This window comes from Staphylococcus sp. T93 (assembly GCF_016743875.1).
Classification (GTDB): domain Bacteria; phylum Bacillota; class Bacilli; order Staphylococcales; family Staphylococcaceae; genus Staphylococcus; species Staphylococcus aureus.
The window spans coordinates 902736-929644 of record NZ_CP068247.1; the positions used below are offsets into that span (position 1 = coordinate 902736).

Here is a 26909-nt window from a genome sequence, read left to right on the forward strand (position 1 = left end):
GTTTAGACGTATTTGCACCTTGCGTTTTATTCAGAATTGCTTCAGCTCTGCTTACCGCATTTGTATACGCATCACGTTTAGCTTTATCTGCATCAGTAAATTTAACACTTTGTTTAACTGTGTTTTGATCATGGATAGCTTGTTCCAAGTTACCCATTTGCGTATTCAACTCAGTTGCTGCATTTTTAGTAGCAGTTACCTCACTCACATGACCTGCACGATCAATTTGTGATGAGATGGCAGATTTTTGGTTATTTGTTAAGTGTGATAATGTATTTAAGTTTTGCTTAGCAGTGTTTTGTGCATTTCTTAAGTTTTCAGCACCGTTTAAACCATTTTTAGCATTATTCACTTGTGTTGTAGCTTGGGTAATCGCACTAGTATCCATAGTCGGATTGTTAGTTTGATTAATGATACCTTTCGCATTTGACACAGCGCTATTATATGTTGATTGGTTATTCGGACTTGCGTCTGTATAGTTTTGACTTGTTTTGACTGTTGTTTCGTTAGCAATACTATCTCTTAAGCCTTTCATTGCATTGTTCAATGCTTGTCCATTTGTTTGAACAGTTTGTACGTCTTCTAATCTATTGGCTTGTCCCACTTGTTCTTTTAATTTAGCTTTTTGAGGTGTATTTAATTGTGTTAATGCATCAATAGCAGTATTGGCGTTTTGTTTTGCTTCACGTAATCTTTCGTCACCATTTAATTCTTGTTTCGCGCTGTTTACTTGATTAGCTGCAGCTGTTACTTCTGAAGGTGTCGTAACAACCGTTGGCGTACCGCTAATAATATGTTCAGCATTGGTAACTTTAGTTGTGTAAGCATTTTGTTTAGTGCTATCGGCATTAACATATTTACTGCTTGCTAACGTATTCGTCTTATCTGCGATGGCATGTTTTAATGTGCCCATTGCCGTGTTCAGTTCAGTCGCATTGTGCTGTACATCTTGTGCATTAGATACGCGTTGAGCACCATTAGCTTGTGCTTTTAATGCATCTTTTTGTTTTTGATTTAAATCAGATGCGCCATTGATTGCTGTAATCGCTGCTTGTTTCGCATTGTTTAAGTTTTGCGTACCATTTAATGCATGTTTCGCATTATTAACATTATTAAGTGCTTGTTCGACTGCTGTTTTCGCTGTATTCGGTCCAGTTTGTTTATTTAAAATGGTTTCGGCTGCTGATACAGCTTGATTGTATGCATTACGTTTTTGCTCATCAGCATCCAAGAAGTTTTGGCTCGCTAATGTTCCTGACTTATCGTTGATAGCCGTTTGTAAGTTACCCATAGCACCATCTAAACTATTCGCATTTTGTTTAACAGATTCAACACCAGCTAAGTTTGTAGCTTGTGAAATTTGATTTGTTAAATCATTACGTTGAGCTGTAGTGATATGCGTTAAAGTACCTAAATGTTGTTTCGCTGCGTTTTGAGCTGCAATTAATTTTGCATCACCATTCAATGCATCTTTCGCATTATTAACACGTTGTAATGCTGCTTCAACTGCATTTTGCGCAGTGTTTGGACCTGTCGATTTATTTAAAATCGCTTTCGCTGCAGTAATAGCATTATCATACTCTTGTTGTTTATTTGTATCAGCATCACGATATTTCTCAGATGATTTCACTTGAGATTCGTTGTTAATACCATTCTGTAAGCTAGCCATAGCTTGGTCTAGATGTTGCGCATTTTGTTTTACAGTATCAACACCACTCACTCTTGTCGCACTAGTAATTTGACTAATCAAATTGTTCTTTTGAGCATCTGTAATACTTGTCAATGTGTTTAAGTACGTTTTCGCATTTTGTTTTGCAGCAGCTAAGTTTTCATCACCGTTAAGTGCCGTTTTAGAACTATTCACTTGCTCTGCTTTTTGTGTAATCGTACTTGGATTCATTTCTGGATTACTATTAGCATTAATAATCGTTTCAGCAGCAGCTACTGCGTTGTTATATGCTGTTTGCTTATCATTATTAGCATCTACGTAATCTTCACTTGCTTTAGTCGCATCTTTGTTGGCAATACTTTGTCTTAACGTATTCATGGCTTGATCTAATGTATTGGCATTTGATTGAACCGTTTGAACACCAGCGACAGTAGTACCACTATTAATTTGGTTTGTTAAATTCGTTTTTTGTGCAGTTGTTAAATGCGTCATATTATTTAACTGCTGTTTTGCTGTTTGCTTCGCTTGATCTAATAAACGCGTACCATCTAAGTTATTTTTAGCAGAATTCACTTGATTCATCGCTTCAGTAACTTGATCTTTCGTTTTATTTTGACCATTTGATTTATTTAAAATATCTTTCGCAGCTTGTACCGCATTTGTGTATGCTGTTTTCTTACTAGGTGTCGCATCTTGATAGTTTTGACTATTAAGCGTCGTTTGTTCATCATTGATTGCACCTTGCAAGTTACCCATCGCTGTATTTAAATCTGTACCTTGTTGTTTAACAGTATTTACGCCAGCAATATTTGATGCAGCATTAATTTTAGATTTAACATCTGCTTTTTGTGCATTATTTAAATGTGGTAATGCATCAATTGCTCTTGCAGCATCTGTTTTAGATTGTGCTAATTTTTCATAACCATTTAATGCATTTTTATTAGAAGTAACAGCTGAAGTTGCACGATTAACATCATCAACAGACATCGTTGGATTTGTTGTTTGATTAATGATTGTTTCGGCACTTGAAACTGCACTGTTATATGCATTTTGTTTAGCTGTATCTGCATCCGCATAATCTTCTGTACGTTTCACTTGATCTTTATCTGCAACAGCTTGTCTTAAGTTACCCATTGCACTATTCAAGTTTGTTGCATTTTGCTTAATTGTATTAACTGCATCAATTTGATGCGCACCATTAATTTGCGATTGTAAGTTTTGACGTTGTGCATTATTTAAATTGTTTAAATGACCTAATGCAGTATTCGCTTCTTGTTTCGCAGCATTTAACTTAGCTTCACCATTCAATGCATGTTCTTTACTTGTGACATTTGATAAAGCATTGTTAACATCACTTGGTGTTATAACTGGATGTTGTGCATTACCATTAATAATGTCATTCGCATGGTTGTATGCATTGTTGTAATCATTTTTCTTATTAGTATCTGCGTTGACATAATTATCACTTTGTACGACTTGGTTATGATTAGCAACGCCACGTTTTAAACCTGTCATAGCAGTATTTAAGCTTTGAGTCGTTTGTTTAATATCATTTACTGCTTGCACGTTTTGTGCACTATTCACTTGTTGTGTTAATGCATTCTTTTGTGCTTGGTTTAAATCACTTGCATGCGTAATCGCATTTGTTGCTTCTGTTTTCGCACGTTGTAAGTTTTGTTGACCATCTAAAGCATCTTTCGTCGATTTAACAGATGCTGCTTTTTGGTTCACTGTGTTAACATCCATCGTTGGATTAGTCGTTTCTCCAATGACACCTTTAGCCGCATTAACTGCATTATCATACGCTTGTTTATTAGCTGGTGTTGCGTCAGTGTAATTTTGATCTGATTTAATTGTATTATTATCCGCAACACTGTCTTTTAATTTCGTCATCGCAGTATTTAAAGCCGTAATGTTAGACTTAATTGTTTCAAGCGCAGCATGATTTTGAGCAGCATTAATTTGTTGCGTGAAATTATTTTGTTGTGCTTGGTTTAAGTTAGATGCACCATGTAATGTTGTTAACGCTGGCTGTCTATCTAATGTTAAACCTTGACGTGCTGTATTTAATTGATCCTTAGCTTGGTTTGCCTCTGTCACTTTATCATTGATATTTTGGACAGTTGGGTTGCCATTCAACACTTGATTAATTTCAGTTAACTTTTGACGCGCTGCTTGTAATTTTTGGTTGTACGCATTTAACGAAGCGGTCGTCATACCTGTTGTATCCGTTGGTTGATTAATGCTTTGTTCTAATTGCGTTTTCGCAGTTTGAAGCGGCGCTTTATCTGGTGTTAAAGCTTGACGTGCATGATCTAAATCAGATTTAGCTTGATTTGCTGTAGACGTATTTGTATTAATTTGTTCTACAGTCGGTGAACCTGCTAATACTTGATTGATTTGTTGAATCTTATTACGTGCAGCTGTTAACTTCGCATTGTATGCATTTATAGAGTCTTGTGTCATACCAGTTGTACTTGTTTGCGTGTCAATACTATGTTGTAGTTGATTTTTCGCATTTTCTAAAGGCGCTTTATCGACTGTTAAGCCATTACGTGCTTGATCAAGTGCTGATTTAGCGGCATTCGCTGCTGTCACGTTTTGACGTATTGTCGCAACATCTGGATGTGAGGCTAATACACGATCAATTTCTTGAATTTTAGTTCTAGCTGCTGAAAGTTTTTCATTAAATGCTGCAATAGATGCGCTTGTCATACCAGTCGTACTCGTTGGCTGATCAATATCATTTTGCAACTGAGTTTTTGCAGTTTGTAATGGTGCCAAGTCTGGAGTTAATCCAGCAATTGCTTGTTTTAAGCTATTATATTTTTCTTCTACTTTTGTTTTTTCTGCGGCAATTTGTTGGTCAGTCGCATCACCATTGTTAATAACATTTTGTGCATTTGTTGATTCTGTTTGACCCGCACGTTTAGCATTTTCATATGCTTGGATTGATGATTGTGTCATACCATCAGTAGTTACTGATTTATTGATTTCTTCATCAAGTTTCGTCTTAGCAGTTTTTAAAGCACTATTATCAGCTAAAGGTACTAATTGATTAATTGCTTGCGTTAATCGCTCATTGACACGATTTACATTTGTTAACGCAGATTGCACTTCTTGTACTGTTCTTATTGGCTTTTGAATAATAGCATTAGCGCTATTTTTAGCACTTGTTAAGTCACTTTGAAGTGCACGAATCGAATTATTGTAAGCAGTAATACTTGCCGGCTTCTTACCAGTCGTTGTACCTGTGCGATTCAATTGTTGCACTGCTTGCTCTAAGGCATGTGTATCTGCAGTTAAATCATGTTTCGCTTGGTTTAATGCTGTTAATGCGTTATCGACACGATGTTTTTCATCTGAAATTTGTTGTGCAGTTGCATCGCCATTGTCAATAACACGTTGAGCTGCAGTTATTTCAGTTTCTGCTTCACGCTTCTTCGCATTATAGTTATCAATACTTTGTTGCGTCATACCAGCAGTTGATGGTACTTGGTTCACAGAACTTTGTAAGTTATTTTTAGACGTTACTAATTGGCTATTATCTTCTTTATTTTGAAGTAATGCTTTAGCTTGATCAATCTTAGTTTGTGCTGCACGAACTTTAGTTAGTGCGTCAGAAACTTGTTGTGGTGTTGCACGCTCATTATTAATCACTTGTTGTGCTTCTGTTTTCGCAGTATTGATTTGTTGTTGCGCATTATGCATTGCATTATTGTACTGCGTAATTGTACCTGGCTTTTTACCTTCAGTGCTTACTGGATCATCTAAATGATTTTTAGCTGTGATTAACTCACGTTTATCCGCTTTTGTGAAAATGGACTCTTGTACTTCTTCAGTACTACCATCATTGTAAGTTACTGTCACAGGAATCGTCGTTGTGCTACCACCAGCTAAATTAGTAGGCATTGCTGTGCCATTTTTAATCGTTGCAGTACGTTTATTAGCAACTTGAACTGCATTGTTAATTTCAGCTGCTGTTACATTTGAACCATAATCTTTCACAATTTCAGTTGTGTTGACAGTATGAGCTGCCGGTGCAGTTAATGTACTTGGATTACTACTTACTGAGTGACCTGTACCTGCTTTCGGAGTAATTGTGATTGATGAATTTGGTTTTATAGTATTGGCATTGAACGTCACTTTACCAGTTTGTGCATCTAACGTTACATAGTCAGGCTTATTCGCAATTGTCCATTGATTATTTTGACCACGAACAACATTAATTGTCTTACTATGTTCTGCACCATTACCCACTTTTTCAGTGTAAGCAATATCCATTGCTTGAGTTGGATTAATTAAATGTCCTGATGGATTATTAGGCGTGATATCAATATGACCATTTTGCCAAATCTTAGTAGTCGCTTGGTTCGGTTGTGGTGCGACAACTGTGAAATCATCACTACGTTGCTCATCACTCACTGTCTCTCCGCTTCCTTGCGTTGCAACAACTTGAATTGTATCAGCAGGGTTGAAAGTACCTGCTGCAACAGTAATACCATTATTAGTTCCAGCAATACCTGCTACAGTTGCTGCAGATGCTTCTTTCACCCATGGACTCGTATTATTGCGACGTGTAAATGTCGTCACAACGTTACCATTACGTTTAATAACTAATTTATCAGCGTATGTCGTTACGTTACCGGCATGTGTATTCACTGTTTGGTTTGCTCCAGGTGCAATTGTAATCGCTCCTGCCGCTGTTTCAGTCACAGTTGGTTTCGCTGGTTGCACATCTTTTACTACAAATTTCGCTGGTAAAGATGTTGCAAAAGTATGTCCGTTATAGATGACGTCATATTTTGCGTTAACGACTTTAGCCACATTCGGTTTATTCATAGCTGACCAGTTTGCGTCATTTGTACCTGTAGTATCACGATTCCATTTATACGTAAATCCATCTGTTGGTAAACCAGTAGCATTTTGCATATGTGCATATCCTGATGCTTGCGTACCACTTGCTAAAGTGCCTCCAACCGTTGTCGTATAAGTAGTTTGAGGGAATTCAAATTGATATACATTAACAGTAACAGGAACTCGTTTAGCAGCTGAAATACCTGGATATGTGACATCGACATTTAAATGTTGCACGCCTGCTTGTTGGTTATTTGGTTGTTGTCTATTTGCCCATGCTGCAGTGATACCATTTGTGTTTGTATTTGGATCAAATGTAATGTAGTTCATCGCATCCGTTCCATTAGTCAAATTTTGACCTTTCACATCACGTGATGGCGCCTTTGCATTAGCAACTGGATAAACTTTGACTGGAACTTCAACATTACGCGTACCTTGACCATTAGGTAATGTTACAACCGCAGTTTTATGAGTGTTACCGACTGTATTCTTCCATGTATCTGGACTATCATGCCATGCAACCGTTGCCCCATGTGGCGGGTTTTGAATAAATCTTTCTACGTGTCCGAAATCAAAACCGTCGCCACCTTTAATAAATACAGCGCCTTCAGTAGTTGCTTGTAATTGTGGTGTCACTGTTACTGTTGCACTGTCATTTGAATCAACAGATTCATTTCTTGTTACTGTAACAACTTGACCATGTTCGTCTTGCGTCGTATACGTCACATTGTTCATTGAAATTGAAGATTTTGCTTTAATTCCGCCATTTGGTAACGCGTCACTTACTGTCACAACCGAACTAAAACCGCTACCATGAGTAATATTTGTGACATTTAATGGTGTATTATCTGCTTTAAATAATTTTACTGACGAGTTATTTAATACGTTATTAACTTTAATTTCTTGGTTTGTAAGACCTGCTTTATATGTCACAGAGTTTGCGTCAATTCTAGGTGGGTCAGGTTTAACTTTAGATAAAATAGTTAAATCTTCTGTTTGTCTATTATCATATGTCACTCTAATAAGACGAGTAGATATGCCTACAACATCTTTGTTAGGACCATATGTTCCAACAAATTGGAAATTCATATGTTGCGCATTTGTCGACCAAGAATTATTTACTGGCTTAACATATTGTTTCGCATCATACATATCTGAAACACCTGGGTATAAAACACCTCTGGCTGTTTCAAAGACATGTTTCGGTACAGTTCTTACTACTTTATATGTTGCTGTTTTCGTAATCGGCGTTGTTTCGCCATCAATTAAGATATGTGCAGTTACAGTTATATCTTCACCAATACGTGTATTATCTTTATTTGGCGCTTGTCCACTTACCCATGTAATAGTTGCATCTGCAATGTCACTACCATTAGATAACTTAAAGTAATCTGATGCACTAGAACCATTACCTGCTGGGAAGTCTTGGCCTTGTACAGTGTAATGCGAATGTGCAACGATTTCTGGAATGACATGCTTTACAGGTACAGTCACTGTTGATGTTGTTCCATCTTGATAAGTAACAGTTACTGTGACATTGGCATTATTTCCAGTACGACTGACATTACTAACTGTTTTACTAGTGATTTCATTCGCACTTGCTCTTGCATAACTTCTATTTGGTACTGTTTCAGTAAACGTTAACGAATTAATAATTGTCGTTTGATCAGCTTGTGATACTGTCGCATTATTCGAAATATTGGCAATTCTCACAGGATTAGCAGCCGTTGATGAAGTACCAACTCGATATTTATCACGCAAAGGTTTCACTGTTACATTGAACGAAGTTGTAGCTGTATTGCCGCTTGTATCAGTTGCTAATAAATTGATTGTCTTATTAGTTGCTGATGTCACATTTGGTGCCGTTGCAGAAACATGTTGATGGTTATTATCAACAGTACCTGTAATTTGTGATGTATTTGGTACAGTTACAGATTGCACACCAAAGTTATCATTCGCTGTAATAGTATTTGTAAATGTTTCACCTGAGAACACTTGATGATTAGTGTAATTACCTACTGAAATTGTTGGATTCACTAAGTCACTTGGTACAAAATAAATGTTAATAGCGTCAGTAGTATTTCCTGTATTTTGATTTAAATGTTCAACATATTGTTTTGGACCATATGGCGTTAAGTATAACTGTGCTTTATAAACTGCATCACTTGCATTATGTGTAGAATTACTTTTTACAACGTGGTCAATTGTAAATGCGCCAGCACCATTAGCTGCCGGTTCGTTTACGTTAACAACAGTTGAGTTACTATGGTTTGCACGAGTATTTGAATTTGTAACAGGTTGCCCACCATAACCGTTTGAAGGGTTGATGATGTCTAACACTTGAATCACTTGACCATTCAACGTAAATTGACGTTGACCATCAGTTGTCGCATTTGATTGTGAATAACCAGTCGTTCTAAAGTTAGGTCTTCCGCCAGCTTCTGCTTGTGATTTTTCATTACCAGTAATGTTATTTCGCAATCCAGGCACTGTAGTTGTTGCTTTTAACATTGTTAAAATATCATTCGTCGTAATTTGAGTACCTAATGTAGCATCATAACGATAAATTAAAGATTTATGGTCATCAGACCATGATAAACCACCATCTGTTGGTCTGTTTGCAATTTTTGCATTCGTCCATGTCACTGTATAATCTTGTGGGAAATTAACCCAACGCAAGAAATTCATATTAGCTAGGTTTGACGCGAATGATTTCGTTAATCGACCTTTATTAATATTTACTGTAATAGTACTTACATTAGCACCATTAGGTGTATTTGTAACTGAAATATCACCTTCGGCAAGCGTAATTACATCTCTATTTGCATTAATAAATGCTTGTTTTACTTTTGAGATTTCATCAGTAGTTAAATCATATGTTGATGTACGATATACACGTTGATCGCCTTCTGGTTGTTTCACATCGATGATTTTCAAACTAATATAGAAGTCTTCACTATCTTTATGATACGCATTTGTAGCAGTTATATGGTATAACTGCGTGCCTGCGTTCATTTGACTAACTTCTTGTGCAGTTGGAATAGTTCTATCAGATGTAATATTTGTAAATGTGCCACTTGGAATAGGTTGTCCATTACTTAAAGTAAAATATTGTTTAATATCACCAATACTAAATGATTGTCCTTTAGCAATCGTTACCGTTGCTGTTTTAGCAGCATTGACAGTTTGGTATTCAGGTTTCACAACTGGTTCGTATGTCATCACATTTGTAGCATCAAGCGTTGTCGATGAGCCATCACGGTAATGTAATGTGACATTACCATTATTATCGACAGTTACTGGATCAGTTGATGCTAAATATCCTCTTATATTTTGGTTTTTATTCATAAAGGCAGTAATTATGCTTTGCTTTTCATCATTAGATACAGCAGTCGGATTGACTACTACAACTTTCTCAGTATTTCCTAATACAATCGGATGAGCATCTTCACTAATTTTACCTACATGAATTGAAACATGTTTAGATTGACTATCATTTGTCGTATTATTGACATTGTCTGTCGCTGACACTTTAAATGTAATATCACTGTTAAATGCCTGATTCATACTCACTCTACCTGTAATAGATAATGAGCCATTATTCTTATCCGCTTTTGTTAAATTTGATGTCCAACCATTCGGCAATGTCGTAATAGTTGTATTTTTTATACCAGAATGTCTATCAGAGACACCCATTGTAAAGTTGACTTCGTCGCCTCGATAGTATTTGGCATTTATTCCAACAGGATTATTGATTGTTGGTGGAATGTCATCTGGCAAAATAGTAACAGCATTACTCATATTAGATGCAACTACTTTATTATAATAAACTACTGCTCTAATTTGTTTACCTACAGGTGGTATGAATACAACATAATCTTGCGGTCGTATAGTAATTGTATTATGCACCCCATCAGGTGTACCAGTCGCAAGTATCGTATAACCAGATGGTATTTGATCTGCCTCACTACCACCATTCGTAGTTTGATTTGTTGGTGCAACTAAATAAACCAATGCCGATGGATCCAACGGTATTCCCGAAATATTAACAGGCACTTTTTGTAATGCTGTACCTCTTAATTGCTCAGCTGTCGTTGTAATTGTTGGTGTATGTGGTTTAACACGAATTTCGAATAATTGTTCTTTACGTCCAAAACGTATCGTTCCAAAGTAATCCCCTGGTAATAAGTTACCAACAAGTTCAATATTGCGTTCTCTGGCATTATTAGGTCTATTTGTCGAGTTTTCAATGTGTAATGTACGCGGAATACCTGTAATTTGCCAATCTTTATCTGTAAAATTCTCATTACTTGTTAAATTAATACGTAATGGTTGAATAGATGTTACGCTACCACCTAAATTCACGGAAGCATTCCCTTGGTTACCTGCATATACATAGAAAACTGGATGCCCAGCTTGTTTTGAAAATGGTTTTTCAGCAATATTTTGAGTATCGTCATTTTTAAAGAATTTAATATTATGTTGGATTTCAGGTAATACCGTTAAGTTAACAGGAACTAAAGTTTCACTATTACCATAAGCATCAGGATAGTCGAAACCAATCATTAATCTTATTGGGTTTCTAGTTCTTGCTGCTTCTTGTAATTTTTGATCAGTAAATAATTGACTTAATTGATATTCATTTAATTGTTGGGCTCCACCCGGTCTAAAAGCATTAGTATTTGCATTATTCGAATAAAATCCTAACACTTTATTACTCGGCGTCTTAACATAACTTAAAGGATCATCAACAAAATCATCTATATTTAGGTTTGTACTTTCTAATACCTTTTTCGTTTGTACATTTCCTTGACTCACTTCTACACGTTTAGTTGTACCTATGCGATATGTACGATTAACCACTTGTCTTAAACCATTAAGACGTTGTTGATGGTCTTGCGTTGATTCGACGTATAGTTGACTGTACATAAATAATTGATTGTACTCTAAAGCACGCCCACCTGCTGCATAGTACAATTTATTAACAGTTGGACCTTGTGTTTTAAATGAAATTGTATAACTTGCATCACCTTGACCGATGAAAGTATAAACTTTAGGAACACCCGGTGATTCAGCAGGTTTTTGACCATTAATATATTCAAAATTTTGTCTACCAAAAGCTTTAGTAGCAGGTGTCGCTCCAGCTTCACTAAAATAATCACTCGCTCTAGATAAATCTTCTAAAGAATAAATATGGACAGTTGGCCAGTCATATATTACTTGGCCACTTCTATTTCTTATTTTAAAGTCATGTGAACGATGAGGATCATTTACTCCATATTCCCACATTTGTTGAAGTGGTTTATTTGCACCTGCTCCTGCTCCATGACTCCATTGTACATTTGTTCCATCTGAATTAACTGTTACAAAGTCAGTTCTTCCTACTGGCACTTGGTCTGCTGGTAATGCAAACCAAAAGATCATATTTTGATGTGGAGCATGTCCTTTATTAAACTTAATAACCCATTGGTACCCGTCTCCAGTTTGTTTCGCTGTCATAAGAGCAATTTCCTTTGAGTCAGAGGCCTTCAATGTATTCCATGGTGTAGTTGGTAAATTATATGGCGCCCCTTTACTAGAAGCATTGATATATGTACCAACAGGATAGCCCGAACCATCATTAGCATTTTCAACATAATATGATGAATTTGCATTTTGATAGTCTGATACTGATCTAGGCTCTGCAGCTCTTGACTCAACCGAACGCGTTTGAATTCTATTTGAACGTCGGCTAGTCTGTTGACGTTGAGGCATTGTACGAATTAAAGCAACAGCTTGTTCCAATTCTTTGTATGCAAGTTGCAAGTCTTTATTGTTTATTGGATCATTACTGCCTAATAACGTATTAATCTTATCAAAAATGCCTTTTACATAGTTAAATGTGCCAGAATCTGCATTTTCACGGTCAATAAAGCGATAATCATGATAATTTGCATCAAAAAACGCTTGTAATTCATTTCGGTCATGTTGTACGTTACCATTATCAGATGAATCTGAAGCTGTTACTACATTTGCTTCATGATTTTCTACATGAGCCGCTCTATTGTCGTTTCCATTTTTATTAGCAGATTGACTTTCGTTTTGTTTATGCTTACTTTGTTCTTTATCTGGTTGTGTTGTCGCAGCCGTTGCCGAATCTTTCTTTGTATTTACATTTTGAGATGCTGGTTGTTCATCATTAGTAGTAGATGATTGCGCTACTTTTTGATCTACTAAATTAGCTTGACTAATATTTGGTTGCTCATTTTCATGAGTAGCAGATAATGATTGACCATTTTGTGAATTTTGAGAATTTTGTACTTGAGATTCTCGATTCTCAGTCTGTTCATTATTACTTTGTTGTTTCTGTTTAACCACGCTTGCTGGTTGATTTGTTTCAGCAGCATGTGCTTGTGATGTATTGAATCCTAAAAATACCAATGTCGCAATGACAGTTGAAAATGTACCAACTGTATATTTACGAATACTAAACTTTTGAATTTTATCACGATAATTCACAGCTATTGTTCACTCCTTATCTTGTTGTTATGTCTCTGTTGTGTTGTGAATGTATTTACTTTTGATTGCTTGTGTATTGTAATGCTCATTCCATTCTCATTTAAAAATTTAAAACGATGACGATTCAATACAATTTCGCAATCTATCCAAAAAGTATTGAAACACATTACAACTATGTGTTGAACAATTTATTTATGCTCCAGAATATAATAACACAAAATATATTGTAAGGTAAATTGAATTTGTGACAATTTATAATAATTATAAATAAAGTAGCGTAAAAGAGTAATAAAAAACCAATCCCTATGTTCATTTAAAATAATGACACATAAGAATCGGTTTATATTTTTGTTTAATATTGTAGCGACTTGTATGATTTCAATTTAATTCTCAATTATCATAATTGAGTGTCGTTTTGTTTAGGCACAAGTAACAAAATGATAACGAATGATAATATTCCCATACCTGCATTTAACCATAATGCAATCATTGCACCTGTATAAATGTTTGTCATATTTGATACGATTGCATATACTGCACCACTCAATGCGACGCCAAATGCTCCACCTAATGCAGAAGCCATTTTATAGATACCTGCAGCAACGCCTACTTTTTCTAACGGTGCATTTGCAATTGCTGTATCTGTTGATGGTGTAGCATATATCCCTAGTCCTAAACCAAAGAATAAATAACCTATAATACAACAAATGACATAGAATATTTCTGGCAAGAAAGTTAATGAAATGAGACATTCTCCGACAATAAGAACTCCTGTTCCAATTAACATTGGTTTCTTGCATCCGAGTGTTTGAAGTAACTTTTCACCAACACGAATCATAATTAGTACCATTACTAAATAAGTGATTGATAAACTTCCTGCTTGCAATGAAGAATATCCTAAACCTCTTTGAACAAATGTGTTGGCTACTATTAATGTTCCTGCAACACCATTTAACAAAAAGTTTGAAGCTGTTGCACCTGTGTAAGCTTTATTTTTAAATAATTTAAAATCGATTAAAGGATTTGTAGCACGCTTTTCAAGAACTATAAATAAACTAAAAGATCCAATTGCAATAGCTAATAAAGTAATAAAAAGAAGTGAGGTTACACCTAATTCTGATCCTTTAGTAATTAAAATATTTAAACTGAGGAGCATAATGACTAAAAGAACCAGACCTTTAATGTCAAATTTATTTAGAGAAATCGATTTAGATTTAGTTTCAGGTGTGCCTTTAATAAGAAACAGTGCAATTAATGAAATTATAATTGATAGGATGAAAATCCAACGCCAACCTAAAAGCGTTGCAACTGCACCTCCAAAAAATGAACAAACACCAGAGCCGCCCCATGAGCCAATTGACCAATAACTTAAAGCGCGTTGTCTATCTTTCCCAATGTAATATGACTTAATAATAGACAAAGTTGCAGGCATAATACATGCTGCTGAAAGTCCTTGAATTAATCTTCCTATAATAAGTAATAAAGGAATATTTGAAATAATGATTAATAATGAACCTAATATATTTAAGATAATACCAATGTTCGTGAGTTTAATTCTGCCATATTTATCAGCAAGACCACCTGCTCCTACTACAAACATTCCTGAAAATAAAGCAGTTATACTAACGGCGATATTAACCGTTCCAATATCTGTATTGAAACTATCTTCAAGTATTGGTACAACATTAACCAATGATTGTGCAAATAGCCAAAACGTTATTACACTTAGAACAATTCCTATTAACAACTTATTATTGCCTTCAAATGCCTCTCTTGACGGCTTTTCCATCTCTATTTGCCTCCCTATACTTTTGAAAAACAGACAAATTCCATAACAGAAATTTGTCTGTTCCATAGAATAATTGAATGGTTTTTGATTTTAATGTGTAAAACTTTAAATTTATTAGTAGTCCATCCATTTATTCTCAATGCTAGTTATCTTACCTTATGCTGCTTTTTGTTTCTTTTTATAGTAATAAACTGGTATACCAAGTGCTGTTATTAGAATTCCAATGATTGCTAATATAAATTGTGTAAACAGTGTATTAATTAATACAAATGATCCTGCCAAAATAGCAATTAAAGGTATGATCGGATATAACGGTACTTTATATGGTCGTTCCATATTTGGTTCACGTTTTCTTAAAATTATTACCGCAACAAATGACATACAATAGAACAACCAAATAACAAAGATTAACATATTTGTAATTGTATCAAATGCTCCCATTGACATCATGATGATAGCGATTATAAGTTGTATAATTGCGCCAAACCATGGTGCGCCAGATTTTGTTAATTTTGCGAATAAATGGCTAAATGGCAATAATTTTCTTTCAGCCATTGCATATGGTACGCGCATACCAGTCATAGTATAGCCATTGATCGTACCATAAACAGAAATTAATATACCGATTGTAATAATCTTACCGCCATTTTCACCAAATAATATTTTTGATGTATCTGAAGCTGCATTTAAATTACCAGCAAGTAGTTCTATTGGCAACGTTAATAAGAATGTAGCGTTAATTAATAAATACACAGCCATAATACAACCGATACCAACTGAAATCGCTAAAGGTAAATCGCGTTTAGGATTTTTAAGTTCCCCCGCAACATTTCCTACATGAATCCAACCATCATATGCAAACATAGTTGCTAATAAACCACTACCAATTGCTGTAAAGAAGCCATTTCCTGAATTACCTGTAGTTGGAATTAATGAAAAAGTGATATCTCCAGATTGAAAAATACCAAAAATTACAATAACGATGATTGGAATCAGTTTAATTACTAAAGTAACTGATTGTAAAATTCCGCCTGCTTTTGAACCTAGGAAATTTATCAACACAATAGATAACGCAGATGCGATTGCTATTGGTATTAACGAACCTATAGATAAATGGAATAAATTAATTAGCTGTGTCGCAAATACGATAGACAATGCTGCTACGTTAGCTGGAAAATAAATAAATGATTGCGCCCAACCTGATAGGAAGCCCCAGAAATCACCGTATGTATATTCTATATACTTCGTTAAGCCACCTGTTTCAGGGATTGCAGCAGCAAGTTCTGCTGCTGTTAACCCCGCACAAATGGTAATGATGCCGCCTAGGAACCATACAAACAAGGCCATTCCTGCTGTTCCTGTTACTTCTGTTACGTTTGATATTTTAAAGAATACTCCTGAACCAATAACTGTCCCCATAACAATAGCAAACGCTGAGAAGAAACCTATATTTTTTTGTAATTCTTTACCATTTGACATAATTACACCTCATTTTTAAGATTAAATGTTTTAACCTACCACACCCTTGCTTGTATCTGCAATATTCAGTCCATGTTCAATGACACCTGAAACTCTAGTTAAGTCAACATTCCCGCCTGAAACTAATGCAACAACATTTTTATCTTCAAGCCATTTATTGTTTATTTTTCCACTTAAAATTGCAGCTGTTGGTAATGCGCCTGCACCTTCAGTAATAATTTTGGCACGCTGCATTAAATCTTTCATAGCATGTTCAATTTCTTCTTCAGTAACAAGAATAAATTCATCTACTAAATGTTTAACTACTTCATATGTTTGTTCACCAGGAACTTTTACATCACAACCATCTGCTATTGTGCTATCCACTCGATGTTCAGTTAAATCTCTCTTATAGAAAGACTCAGCCATACCATGAACATTCTCAGATTGAACACCGATAATATGAATTGAAGGGTTAAATGATTTTAATGCGGTGGCAATACCTGCAATTAATCCTCCACCGCCAACTGGTACGATGACTGTATTCACATTCCAAATATCATCTAAAATTTCTAAACCAATTGTTCCTTGGCCTGCCATTACAAACTTATCGTCATATGGATGAACGATTGTCATGCCATTTTCTTTCGCTAATTCTTCCATATAAAGTCTAGTTTCGTTAAAGTTTTTACCTTTTAAAATAACCTTTGCCCCATAGCCTTTTGTTGCTTGTTGTTTCGCTTGTGGTGCTGTTTCAGGCATTACAATCGTTGCATCAATGCCTAATAATTTAGCTGTTAAAGCAACACCTTGTGCATGGTTCCCAGCAGATGCTGCGATAATGCCTTTTTCTTTTTGTTCATCTGTTAAGTGATTAATTTTATTGCTAGCGCCTCTAAATTTAAAAGATCCTGTGAATTGCATATTTTCTAATTTTAGAAATACATTCCCTTTAGTTATACTTTGGCTTAAATACATTGATTTAATTAGAGGTGTTCGACGAATAAATGGTTTAATGCTTGCTTTAGCTTCTTCGATATCTCCTAAACTTACAATATGTGCTGTTTGTAATGTAACTGTGTTGGTTGTCATAATAATTACATCCTTCCGTTTTGTAAATTTTTAGTCCAAACTATAATGCTATATTTAAAATATTCATTTCACTCAATTTCATTTAAATTACTATCTATTCGATAACATTTAATATTTCTTTATAATCTAGGTCATGTGATGAAGCTAATCCTTGATTTGTCACTTGTCCTTGGTAAATGTTTACACCAGTACTTAAGGCTTCATTATCTTTAATTGCTTGTTCTAAGCCTTTGTCACAAATTTCTAATATATAATCAATATTTCCTTGTGCTAATGCCATTGTTGAAGTTCTTGGGACTGCTCCTGGTTGATTTGGTACACCATAATGAATCACACCTTCTTCTTCATACACTGGATCAGAAATTGTAGTTGGTCTAATTGTTTCAATAGTTCCACCTTGGTCAATAGCTATATCGATTAATACTGAACCTTTTTTCATTGATTTAACCATCTCACGAGTAACCAATTTTGGCGGTTTCGCACCTGAAATTAAAATTGTAGAAATAAATACATCTGCTTTCTTAATTTGTTCTGCTAAATTTTCTGGTGTTGATTTGACTACTGTGACATCTTTTTCTGCATACATATCTTCAAGATATTTAATGCGGTCATCGTTTAACTCGATAATGATTACTTTAGCATTTAGTCCCAAGGCAACATTTGCTGCATTTGTTGCTGCTACTCCACCACCGAAAATCACATATGTACTACCAGGTATATCCACATTTTCATGTACACCAGTCACTAAAGTACCTTGACCACCATGTTGTGCTTCAGAGTAGTAAGCTCCCATAATTGCTGAGCGTTGACCTGCTATAGCACTCATTGGCGCTAATAATTCTGCTTTTCCATTTTTTATAATGGTTTCACCACTAATCGCAGTTACACCAACTTCTTGCATTTTTTCTACTATTTCTTTTGAAGATGCTAGATGTAAAAATCCCCAGATAATTTGATTCTTTTTGAAATATTGATATTCGCTTTCATGAGGTTCTTTTACTTTGATAACAAGATCAGCTTCCCATGCTTGTTCGTGAGTTACGATCTTAGCGCCTTCTTTTTCATACATATCGTTAGAAAATCCTGAACCAATGCCAGCATTTTTTTCAACAATTACTTTATGTCCTGCATCCGTTAACTTACGCACATTTTCGGGTGTGCAAGCTACACGTCCTTCACCTTGTTTTAATTCTTTGACTACTGCAACTAACATTTGCAACACTCCTCTTTCATTTGTGAATAATTTCACAATTATTTTATCCTTTGGTTATGAATATGTAAATACCATTAATTAATTATTCATATTTTATCTATAATTTGTTAATAAATATTTAATATATTATTCTTATTCTTAAATATTATGTGCAATTATACCACTATATTTATTTCTTATACTCCATTTGATTTATAGTTGTATTAATACATTGACTCAAAAACTAATTAATCAAATATGTTTTTTAGATTAATAAAGTTGTAACTGTACTATTTTGTAGTGTATGGTAATTTATTTGGATGAAATATAATTCTTTATACTCTATTGATTAATCAAATATGTATCTATCAAAATTCGGCTTATTTATTCACTCTGACATATCCAAATACGCAAAAAGACTATTTCTACCTTGTATCGATAGAAATAGTCTTTTTATACTTAATTGGTTTAATTTTTCATAAAATCTTATACTTTTTAAAAATGGGATGAAATATATTTTCCTGAAACATGTAATTCATGTTCGTTACAAATTGATAAAATATGATTAAGCGTTGTTGCAAATGACATTTTCTCAAAAAGCGCTTCACTATCAATTGGTACTTGTGTGTGAATTTCAGCCAGTCGCTTCGATAAATATAGTTCATCTAAATTGTCATTAATCTTATTACGTTGCCCAGCTGATAATGCATCAATGTTTTCAACCACATTTTCAACGCTTTGATATTGCTGAATTAACTTAATAGCCGTTTTCTCGCCAATACCTTTAACACCCGCATATCCATCTGCTGTATCACCCATAAACGCTTTAATATCGATTAGTTGTTGTGGTTCAAGGGCATATTCTTCGTTAAAACGATGTAATGTATATCTATTATAAATGTTAAAACCTTTTTTAATTAGCCAAACTTCAACATTGTCATTAATACATTGCAGTAAATCTTTGTCGCCCGTAATAATATAGACATCGTTATCAGTTGAATATTGTTGTGCTAATGTACCTATAACATCATCCGCTTCATAGTTTTTAACGCCAATATTTACAAAGCCAAATTGCTCTGAAATTTCTTTAACATAATCAAATTGTGGTATCAATTCTTCTGGTGGTGCAGAACGATTTTGCTTATAACCATCAAACATATCATTTCTAAAAGTTGATTGTCCCATATCCCAACATACAGCTACATGTGTAGGGCGTATTTCATGTATTGCCGAAAAGATATGACGCACAAATCCTTGTATTCCATTTGTAGGTTCACCTTGTGAATTGTACATAAATTGTTTATGAAGACTTGTAGCATAGAAATGTCTAAATAATAGCGCCATACCATCTACAAGTAATATTTTATTAGGCATTTAAAACGTTCCTTCTTTCTTAATATAAAATAGTTTTCAGTTGTTGATGTTTATCTTTCAATTGATTGATAAGTGTTGTATCTAAATCAAATGCTAATAAATCGTTTATTTGCGTTTGAATATTAGCTTCAAAACTTTCAAATTGCGATTCAGCTTCTACAGCCATTTGCTTTACATATAATTCAAGCTGTTGCCTCAATAATCCCATTTGTGGTTGTAATAATCCTAACGTACTTTGACAAATTGATTCATGTATATCTCTTTGCCCATTTGGATTCAAAATTTTACGTTTTGTTAATTGTTTAGGCAATGCATTTAGCATATCGTTGAAATCGATGTGCAATAATGGTTGCTCTATATTAGCTGATTCAAAGTTAAACTGAGGATTAATAATGACATGTAAATCTGCTAATTGTTGAACGATTGGTGCAATTTGCTCAGTGAGTTGCTTATTAAAGTATTTTTTTATACGTTCTGTAATTAAAGATTGCTCTAAAAACAATCGTTGATGAATTTGATCTAAGTATACTCTCGTAGACACTTTCTTTTCTTCATTAAAATCACTATTTTGCGTCATTTGAGAATTAAACACTGATTTAACATCGTCAAGTAGTTGTAGTTTTAAACGGGCATTTAAATGATAAACTTGTTCTTCAACTTCGTTGTCTGTATGTTGTAACGTCGCATCAATTAATTGATGTTGTAAACGCTGTTTATCTTTATAATCTGTTAACCTTTGTTGGCGACGTGAAATATCAGCTTTATTTGTTTCAAATTCTGTAATCATCTCTACATAAGAACGATCCATTTGTTGAAGCTGATGAATCATTTGTTGTTCTAAAATTGATTTAGATTCAACATCAACAAATTGTTGTATGCTTTGTTTTAATTGATCAATGCCCTTATCTTCAGCTTGCAATGCATTTCGACTTGATACAGCAAAAATGTCTGATTGTAAGTGTACTTGTCTTAATGCATCTGATACATATGTTTCAACTGCTTCAAGATCATCTTGACTTTCTGCTAAATCAGCAGCATTAATTACCATTTTAAATGCTTGGTTTTCATTCAACTGGTTCATATCTTTCATGTGTTCTATAAACGCTTTGTCATTATCAGTAAATGAATGATTAAAATAACTTACATACAATATTAAGTCTGAAGAAGTTAAAATTTGTTCGGTTTCATTTGTATGCCTTTGGTTATTTGAGTGTAGCCCTAATGAATCAACAATTATTTTACCTTTTAACCAATCATGCATTAATGCAATGTGTACTGTCTTAACAAATGTTGCATATTCATCTTCTGCACTCCACTTTTTCAATTCCTGTTGATTAATGGCATGTTTTTCTCCATTTTCCAACATATTGACATACAATTTATAATGTTTTTCAACTGCCTGAATAAAAGCGAGTTGATTTTTATTTAAATGTGATTTTAACTTTTCTAAATCTGAATTAATAAAGTCTTCTATAGTCGAATAAGACATATCTTGGTATTCAACTACTGCATTAATTTCATCTAATAATTGCGATTGTGATTTTAGCGTTATATAACTCTCGTCTCCATAAGATATTTCTGTAGTAGCTGCTGTAGTAGGATTTGGAGAACTGACTAAAATATGCTCGCCTAATAATGCATTTATCAAACTACTTTTACCAGCACTAAATGTTCCAAATACACCTATTTTTATTAATTTATTATCTATACGTGTTAATGTTTCGTGGATATCTTGCTTTGTACGCTTGAACAAAGGCACATCCGAAATTATATCAAGCGCTTTTTGAATATCTATAGACATATTTGTTGTAGCTGTATTTTGATTTAGCTGCTGATTATCACGATTATCCTGAGCATTATCAGTAGCCACTTGATATGTTGTCTCTTGTCGACCTATTAATTTATCTAGAGATTCATCTAAATGAATATAGTAGTGACGATAATTCTTAGTCGTCAATGACTGACGCAGCTCATTTAATTCTGTATAACGTTGATATTCTTTTAAATCATCACTTTCTTCTGTTGGTAATTCATCTGCCTGCACATTTTCTATTATTTCTTTAAAAATTGGTGTTGATTGTTGTTCAACATATTTCTTAATGGCTTTAACCACTTCGTCTGAAAATGTAAGTACATAAGTATTGCTGATTGATGTTTGTGGTTGATATAAACCTTCAATCATTTCTGGCTTAACGTCATAATGCTGATTTAATACTTTATCTGAAGCTTCTTTTTTATTGATAAAACGCGTAACAAATGACATATCTTCTCGCATTGGTTGACGAATTTGTTGATTAACATGTTCTTGTAACGCATCTGTCGCTGTTAATAATCGCTGTTGTTGAATTTGTAGTTTTTTCTTCTTTTTATTAAAAAATCCGCCAACATTAAAGTCTTGAGACATACTTTCCAAATAACTTCGTAACATTTCTCTCATATTATGCGGCATAATGTATGCATTTTCTAAAATATTTTTACGCTTATTCTTTAAAAATGCCATTAATTCATCTGGATTATTTAAAAGTTGTGCCTCTTCACTAATTGCTTGATGTTGTTGACTATTTAAAAATGCTTGTTCAAACTCCGCTTCTTCGATACCTAAATCTTCTAGTACTTCCTGAATTTCAGACTGAATGTAATCTAGCTGAGCTTCGGTAATGTATTCAACCGTTCTTGATGTATAATCCTCTATTGTCTCTCTATGTTGATCTAATGAAATTAGATAACTTGATAATACTTCAAGTTCATTTTCAGGGTGATCAAATTTAGATACATAAAAGGTGCGTTCTAATTTAATACCCCAATCTGCAATTGATTTTTCAACTCGAGATTTAAACGTAGAGAATGACAATTCATCGTCTTGATGCTTGTCAATTTGATTAATGATAAACACAACAGGTATTCCAACATCATTTATATGCTTCATAAACTTAAAGTTAAGTTCAGATTGAACGTGGTTATAGTCAACCGTATAAAATATCATATTACTTGTATACATATATTGTTCTGTTATTGACTGATGTGATGCAACATTTGAATCAACACCTGGTGTATCTTGCAACGTAAACCCATTTTCAAATTTAGCTGATTGAAAATTAATTTCTACAGATTCAACGTCGACATTTTGGCGATTCATTTCCCTTACTTCATCATAATTAGATAATTTGGCATACGTTTGATTCGGCAAATTAGCAATAATATCGTGATTGTCTGAAACTGACACAATAGCAGTATTACTTGTCGTTGGTACAGGTGAACTTGGTAAGATATCTTGTTCAATTAATAAATTTATCAGTGTCGATTTACCTGCAGAAAAATGTCCAACGAACGAACATGTATATTGCTGCAAATATACTTTCTTAATTACTTGGTTAATTGTATGTAAAAGTGCTTCATTTCGCGACTTTTCAACTTCTTTTTTTAATTTATATAAAAGATCTAATTGTTCTTTATTAATCATGTTACTTTCCCCTTTGGTTCGTTCACATAGAAATGCTTGCTTGTTACAACGAATTCATACAATATCGATGTCCATTTAAACATAGATCGTTAAATGGCTCGCATTGTATTATGTTTAAATTTTATCATAGCTGCTTGATAAAACATACGAATAATCAATTTTCTTCAAACATTCCAACTTAAAAGTTCATTTTTCTAAAAATCACAAATCATCGTTAAATTTTTCTAGAAAATAAATATTGTCACAGTTTGTTCACACACATCACAGAATTGACACCGTATAATAGCCAATTGGGAGGGAAATATGAAAAATACATTTAATCCATTACAAAGATTACATTTCTATGCAGCAATATTTATTGCTCCACTGTTAATCACTTTAACCATTTCGGGCATTGGTTACTTGTTCTTTCCAGAAGTTGAAAATAATATTTATAAGAATGAGTTTTTTGGTGACAGTGATGTAAAAACGCATCAAACATTAAATGATGCAGTACATCAAGTTGAACAACAATATGAAGGATTCTTTGTAAGTAAAGTTAGCATACTTGATGAACCATATAACAAACGAATTACACTGAGTGATATGGCAGGAAATCAACGTTACGTCTTTCTAGATCATAACAATCAATTTGTTGCAGATCAAAATGCGAAACATACGTATTCTAATGTGATGCGAAGTATACATAGTTCTTTGTTTACTGAAAATACTATTATTAATTATTTAGTAGAGTTAACCGCATGTTGGATGATATTCATGATTTTATCTGGTACTTATTTACTCATTAAGAAGCATTTAATTTCTAACAAAAGTAAGGCACTTCGTTGGCAAAAGTGGCACGCAATGATTGGAGTTATCATTGCAATTCCAGTATTTGTATTAGTCTTAACTGGATTGCCATGGTCTGGTTTTATGGGCAGTAAAATTGCCGGTATGATGGACACAAACGGTGACCTTGGTCAAGGTGAATTAGCGATTAATCCACCTAAATCAGATTTGAACGAATTACCTTGGGCTACACGTAAAAATAAACAGCCAGCTTCATCCGAAAAAGGTTCAAGTGGTCATCATGGTAATGCAGCAATGCCTCAAACCAAATTAGATTATCAAATATCTATTGATAAGGTCGTTGAACAGGCGCAAAAAGCTGGTATTAAAAAGCCGTTTTCAATCGTATATCCAAGTGATAAAAATGGTACCTTTATTGTATCTAATACTAGTAATTCAGGTGTTACTGGGCTAGATGTATCACCATACAAGGAACAAACACTTTATTTCGATCAATATAGCGGTAAAAAGCTAGGTACGATTAAATATGATGACTACGGTATTATTGCTAAATGGTTTACATGGGGCATTCCGCTTCACGAAGGTCATTTATTCGGCATTTTAAATAAAATCATTAATTTATTTGTATGTATCGCTTTATTAGTAGCCATTGGCATGGGGTTTGTCTCTTGGATAAAGCGTACAAAAAATACTGCAGTAAAAGTACCACATCGCGTAAAAAAACCAGCATCTATATCACTCATAATATGTTTAATTGTATTAGGATTATTAATGCCATTATTTGGATTATCACTTATCCTTGTATTTATAATTGAATTAATATTATATATTAAAGATCGTCGTGCTAAACAATAATGCACTTAAAGTTTTGAACTGACGAAATTTACAAAATGATTCTCGTCTCTCTAATTACTTAAAACGGGTTCTATAATAAATCGTACTGATGGAAAGTTTTTACTTTTTATCTGTCCGATTTTTTGAATTTGAAGATAAAAAAGCATCTAAAACGCATAAGAAGATAACTCTACTTCTTCAAAATTACGTTATAGATGCTTTTTTATTAATTCATATGCATGTCGTGAATTTTCATCATTAAACCGTGTGGGACGTCATCATGTTTAACAATCTCTTGTTTATAAAATGTCTTCCCATCATCTTTAGAAACTAATTTTACAAAGTCTCCTTTTTTCGGCTTGAAATCATTAGATGGTTCTACTTTGATATTATGTTTGACTAATCCATCTTTTTCACTGACAACTTTTTCTGCATTTGTATTACTATTCATATAACCAAAATAAGTCGTTTTTTGACTAGAAAAAATCATTAAACATACAACGGCAATACCAATAACAACCAATGCAATAGATAAACCTAGACCCATTTTTTTACCCATTTATAGACTCCTCCATTTTTCAAAAATACCTATTATCATGAGAACTTAATTATTACTAATTTTAGTCACGCATTAGAAACACTTTAGTTTTCAATAGTTTTACGTTCTGTCTTTTTACCCCAGTATTGATAATAAGTACATTCTATATATCCATTAAATAACTTACGTCGCTTTGTTGCTTTACGATCTACTAAATATTCAAATTCTTTATTACTTGTTAAAATGTATGTAGATAAAAATGGATGTTGTTTCATTAGTTTACCAATATAACGGTACATTTCTTCAACTTCTTCACGATCACCAATACGTTCACCATATGGAGGATTTCCAATTAACGCCACCGGTTCTTCTGTATCAATTGTTAATGTATTGACATCTTTTACACTAAATTTAATAATATCAGACAACCCAACTTCTTCAGCGTTACGCTTAGCAATCTCTACCATTTCTGGATCGATATCAGAAGCATATACTTCGATTTCTTTATCATAATCAGCCATCTTATCCGCTTCATCACGGTAATCATCATAAATATTTGCTGGCATGATGTTCCATTGCTCTGATACGAACTCGCGATTAAAACCAGGTGCGATATTTTGAGCAATTAAACAAGCTTCTATAGCTATTGTACCCGAACCGCAAAATGGATCAATTAAAGGTGTATCACCTTTCCAGTTTGCAAGACGGATTAAACTTGCTGCCAACGTTTCTTTAATTGGTGCTTCACCTTGTGCTAATCTATAACCACGTCTGTTCAAACCAGAACCTGATGTGTCGATAGTCAATAATACATTATCTTTTAAAATGGCAACTTCAACAGGGTATTTGGCACCTGATTCATTTAACCAACCTTTTTCGTTATATGCGCGACGTAATCGTTCAACAATAGCTTTCTTAGTTATCGCCTGACAATCTGGCACACTATGTAGTGTTGATTTAACGCTTCTACCTTGAACTGGGAAGTTACCCTCTTTATCAATTATAGATTCCCAAGGGAGCGCTTTGGTTTGTTCGAATAATTCGTCAAACGTTGTTGCGTTAAAACGTCCAACAACAATTTTGATTCGGTCTGCTGTGCGCAACCATAAATTTGCCTTTACAATTGCACTTGCGTCTCCTTCAAAAAATATACGACCATTTTCAACATTTGTTTCATAGCCTAATTCTTGAATTTCCCTAGCAACAACAGCTTCTAATCCCATCGGACAAACTGCAAGTAATTGAAACATATATGATTCTCCTTTTATACAGGTATTTTATTCTTAGCTTGTGTTTTTTATACATTTCCAACAAATTTAATCGCTGATACATTAACGCATCCGCTTACTATTTTAAAAC

General features: G+C 34.0%; 10 protein-coding genes (1 of these 10 only partly in view). 1 reads left to right on the forward strand and 9 read right to left on the reverse strand.

The window, feature by feature from the left end:
• The 7 genes from ebh to JG553_RS04375 form a co-directional block, all read right to left on the reverse strand.
• Positions 1-13024, reverse strand: the 5' portion of a protein-coding gene (ebh, locus tag JG553_RS04345) for a hyperosmolarity resistance protein Ebh (RefSeq protein ID WP_001109324.1). 15584 nt of this gene lie to the left of the window's left edge; 13024 of the gene's 28608 nt are visible here — the first part of the coding sequence; the start codon lies at positions 13022-13024; the stop codon falls past the left edge of the window.
• A gap of 397 nt (positions 13025-13421) precedes the next feature.
• Positions 13422-14813, reverse strand: a complete 1392-nt coding sequence (norB, locus tag JG553_RS04350) for a multidrug efflux MFS transporter NorB (RefSeq protein ID WP_000414685.1) — start codon at positions 14811-14813, stop codon at positions 13422-13424.
• Between the two features lie 156 nt (positions 14814-14969).
• A complete protein-coding gene (locus JG553_RS04355) occupies positions 14970-16292 on the reverse strand; it encodes an APC family permease (RefSeq protein ID WP_000064778.1) in 1323 nt (440 codons plus the stop codon).
• A 30-nt stretch (positions 16293-16322) separates the two neighbouring features.
• Positions 16323-17363 carry a bifunctional threonine ammonia-lyase/L-serine ammonia-lyase TdcB gene (tdcB, locus tag JG553_RS04360; RefSeq protein WP_000210828.1) on the reverse strand — a complete coding sequence of 347 codons (1041 nt, stop codon included), beginning with the start codon at positions 17361-17363 and terminating at the stop codon, positions 16323-16325.
• A 94-nt stretch (positions 17364-17457) separates the two neighbouring features.
• Positions 17458-18576, reverse strand: a complete 1119-nt coding sequence (ald, locus tag JG553_RS04365) for an alanine dehydrogenase (RefSeq protein ID WP_000959429.1) — start codon at positions 18574-18576, stop codon at positions 17458-17460.
• Between the two features lie 474 nt (positions 18577-19050).
• The gene (locus tag JG553_RS04370; protein ID WP_001133011.1) at positions 19051-19929 is read right to left on the reverse strand and encodes a 5'-3' exonuclease; all 879 of its coding nucleotides are present in this window, start codon (positions 19927-19929) and stop codon (positions 19051-19053) included.
• Between the two features lie 19 nt (positions 19930-19948).
• Positions 19949-23389, reverse strand: coding sequence for a dynamin family protein (locus tag JG553_RS04375; protein WP_000608521.1), 3441 nt, complete (start codon positions 23387-23389; stop codon positions 19949-19951).
• Positions 23390-23692: 303 nt separating this feature from the next.
• On the opposite strand from JG553_RS04375, the gene JG553_RS04380 reads away from it, so the two are divergent.
• On the forward strand, positions 23693-25033 hold the full coding sequence (locus tag JG553_RS04380; RefSeq protein ID WP_000798980.1) for a PepSY-associated TM helix domain-containing protein: 1341 nt from the start codon (positions 23693-23695) through the stop codon (positions 25031-25033).
• Between the two features lie 205 nt (positions 25034-25238).
• On the opposite strand, the gene JG553_RS04385 is transcribed toward JG553_RS04380, so the two are convergent.
• Both JG553_RS04385 and JG553_RS04390 read right to left on the reverse strand, forming a co-directional pair.
• The gene (locus JG553_RS04385) at positions 25239-25571 is read right to left on the reverse strand and encodes a DUF4889 domain-containing protein (protein ID WP_000516800.1); all 333 of its coding nucleotides are present in this window, start codon (positions 25569-25571) and stop codon (positions 25239-25241) included.
• Positions 25572-25654: 83 nt separating this feature from the next.
• Positions 25655-26800, reverse strand: coding sequence for a THUMP domain-containing class I SAM-dependent RNA methyltransferase (locus tag JG553_RS04390; protein ID WP_000487150.1), 1146 nt, complete (start codon positions 26798-26800; stop codon positions 25655-25657).
• Positions 26801-26909 lie beyond the last annotated feature (109 nt).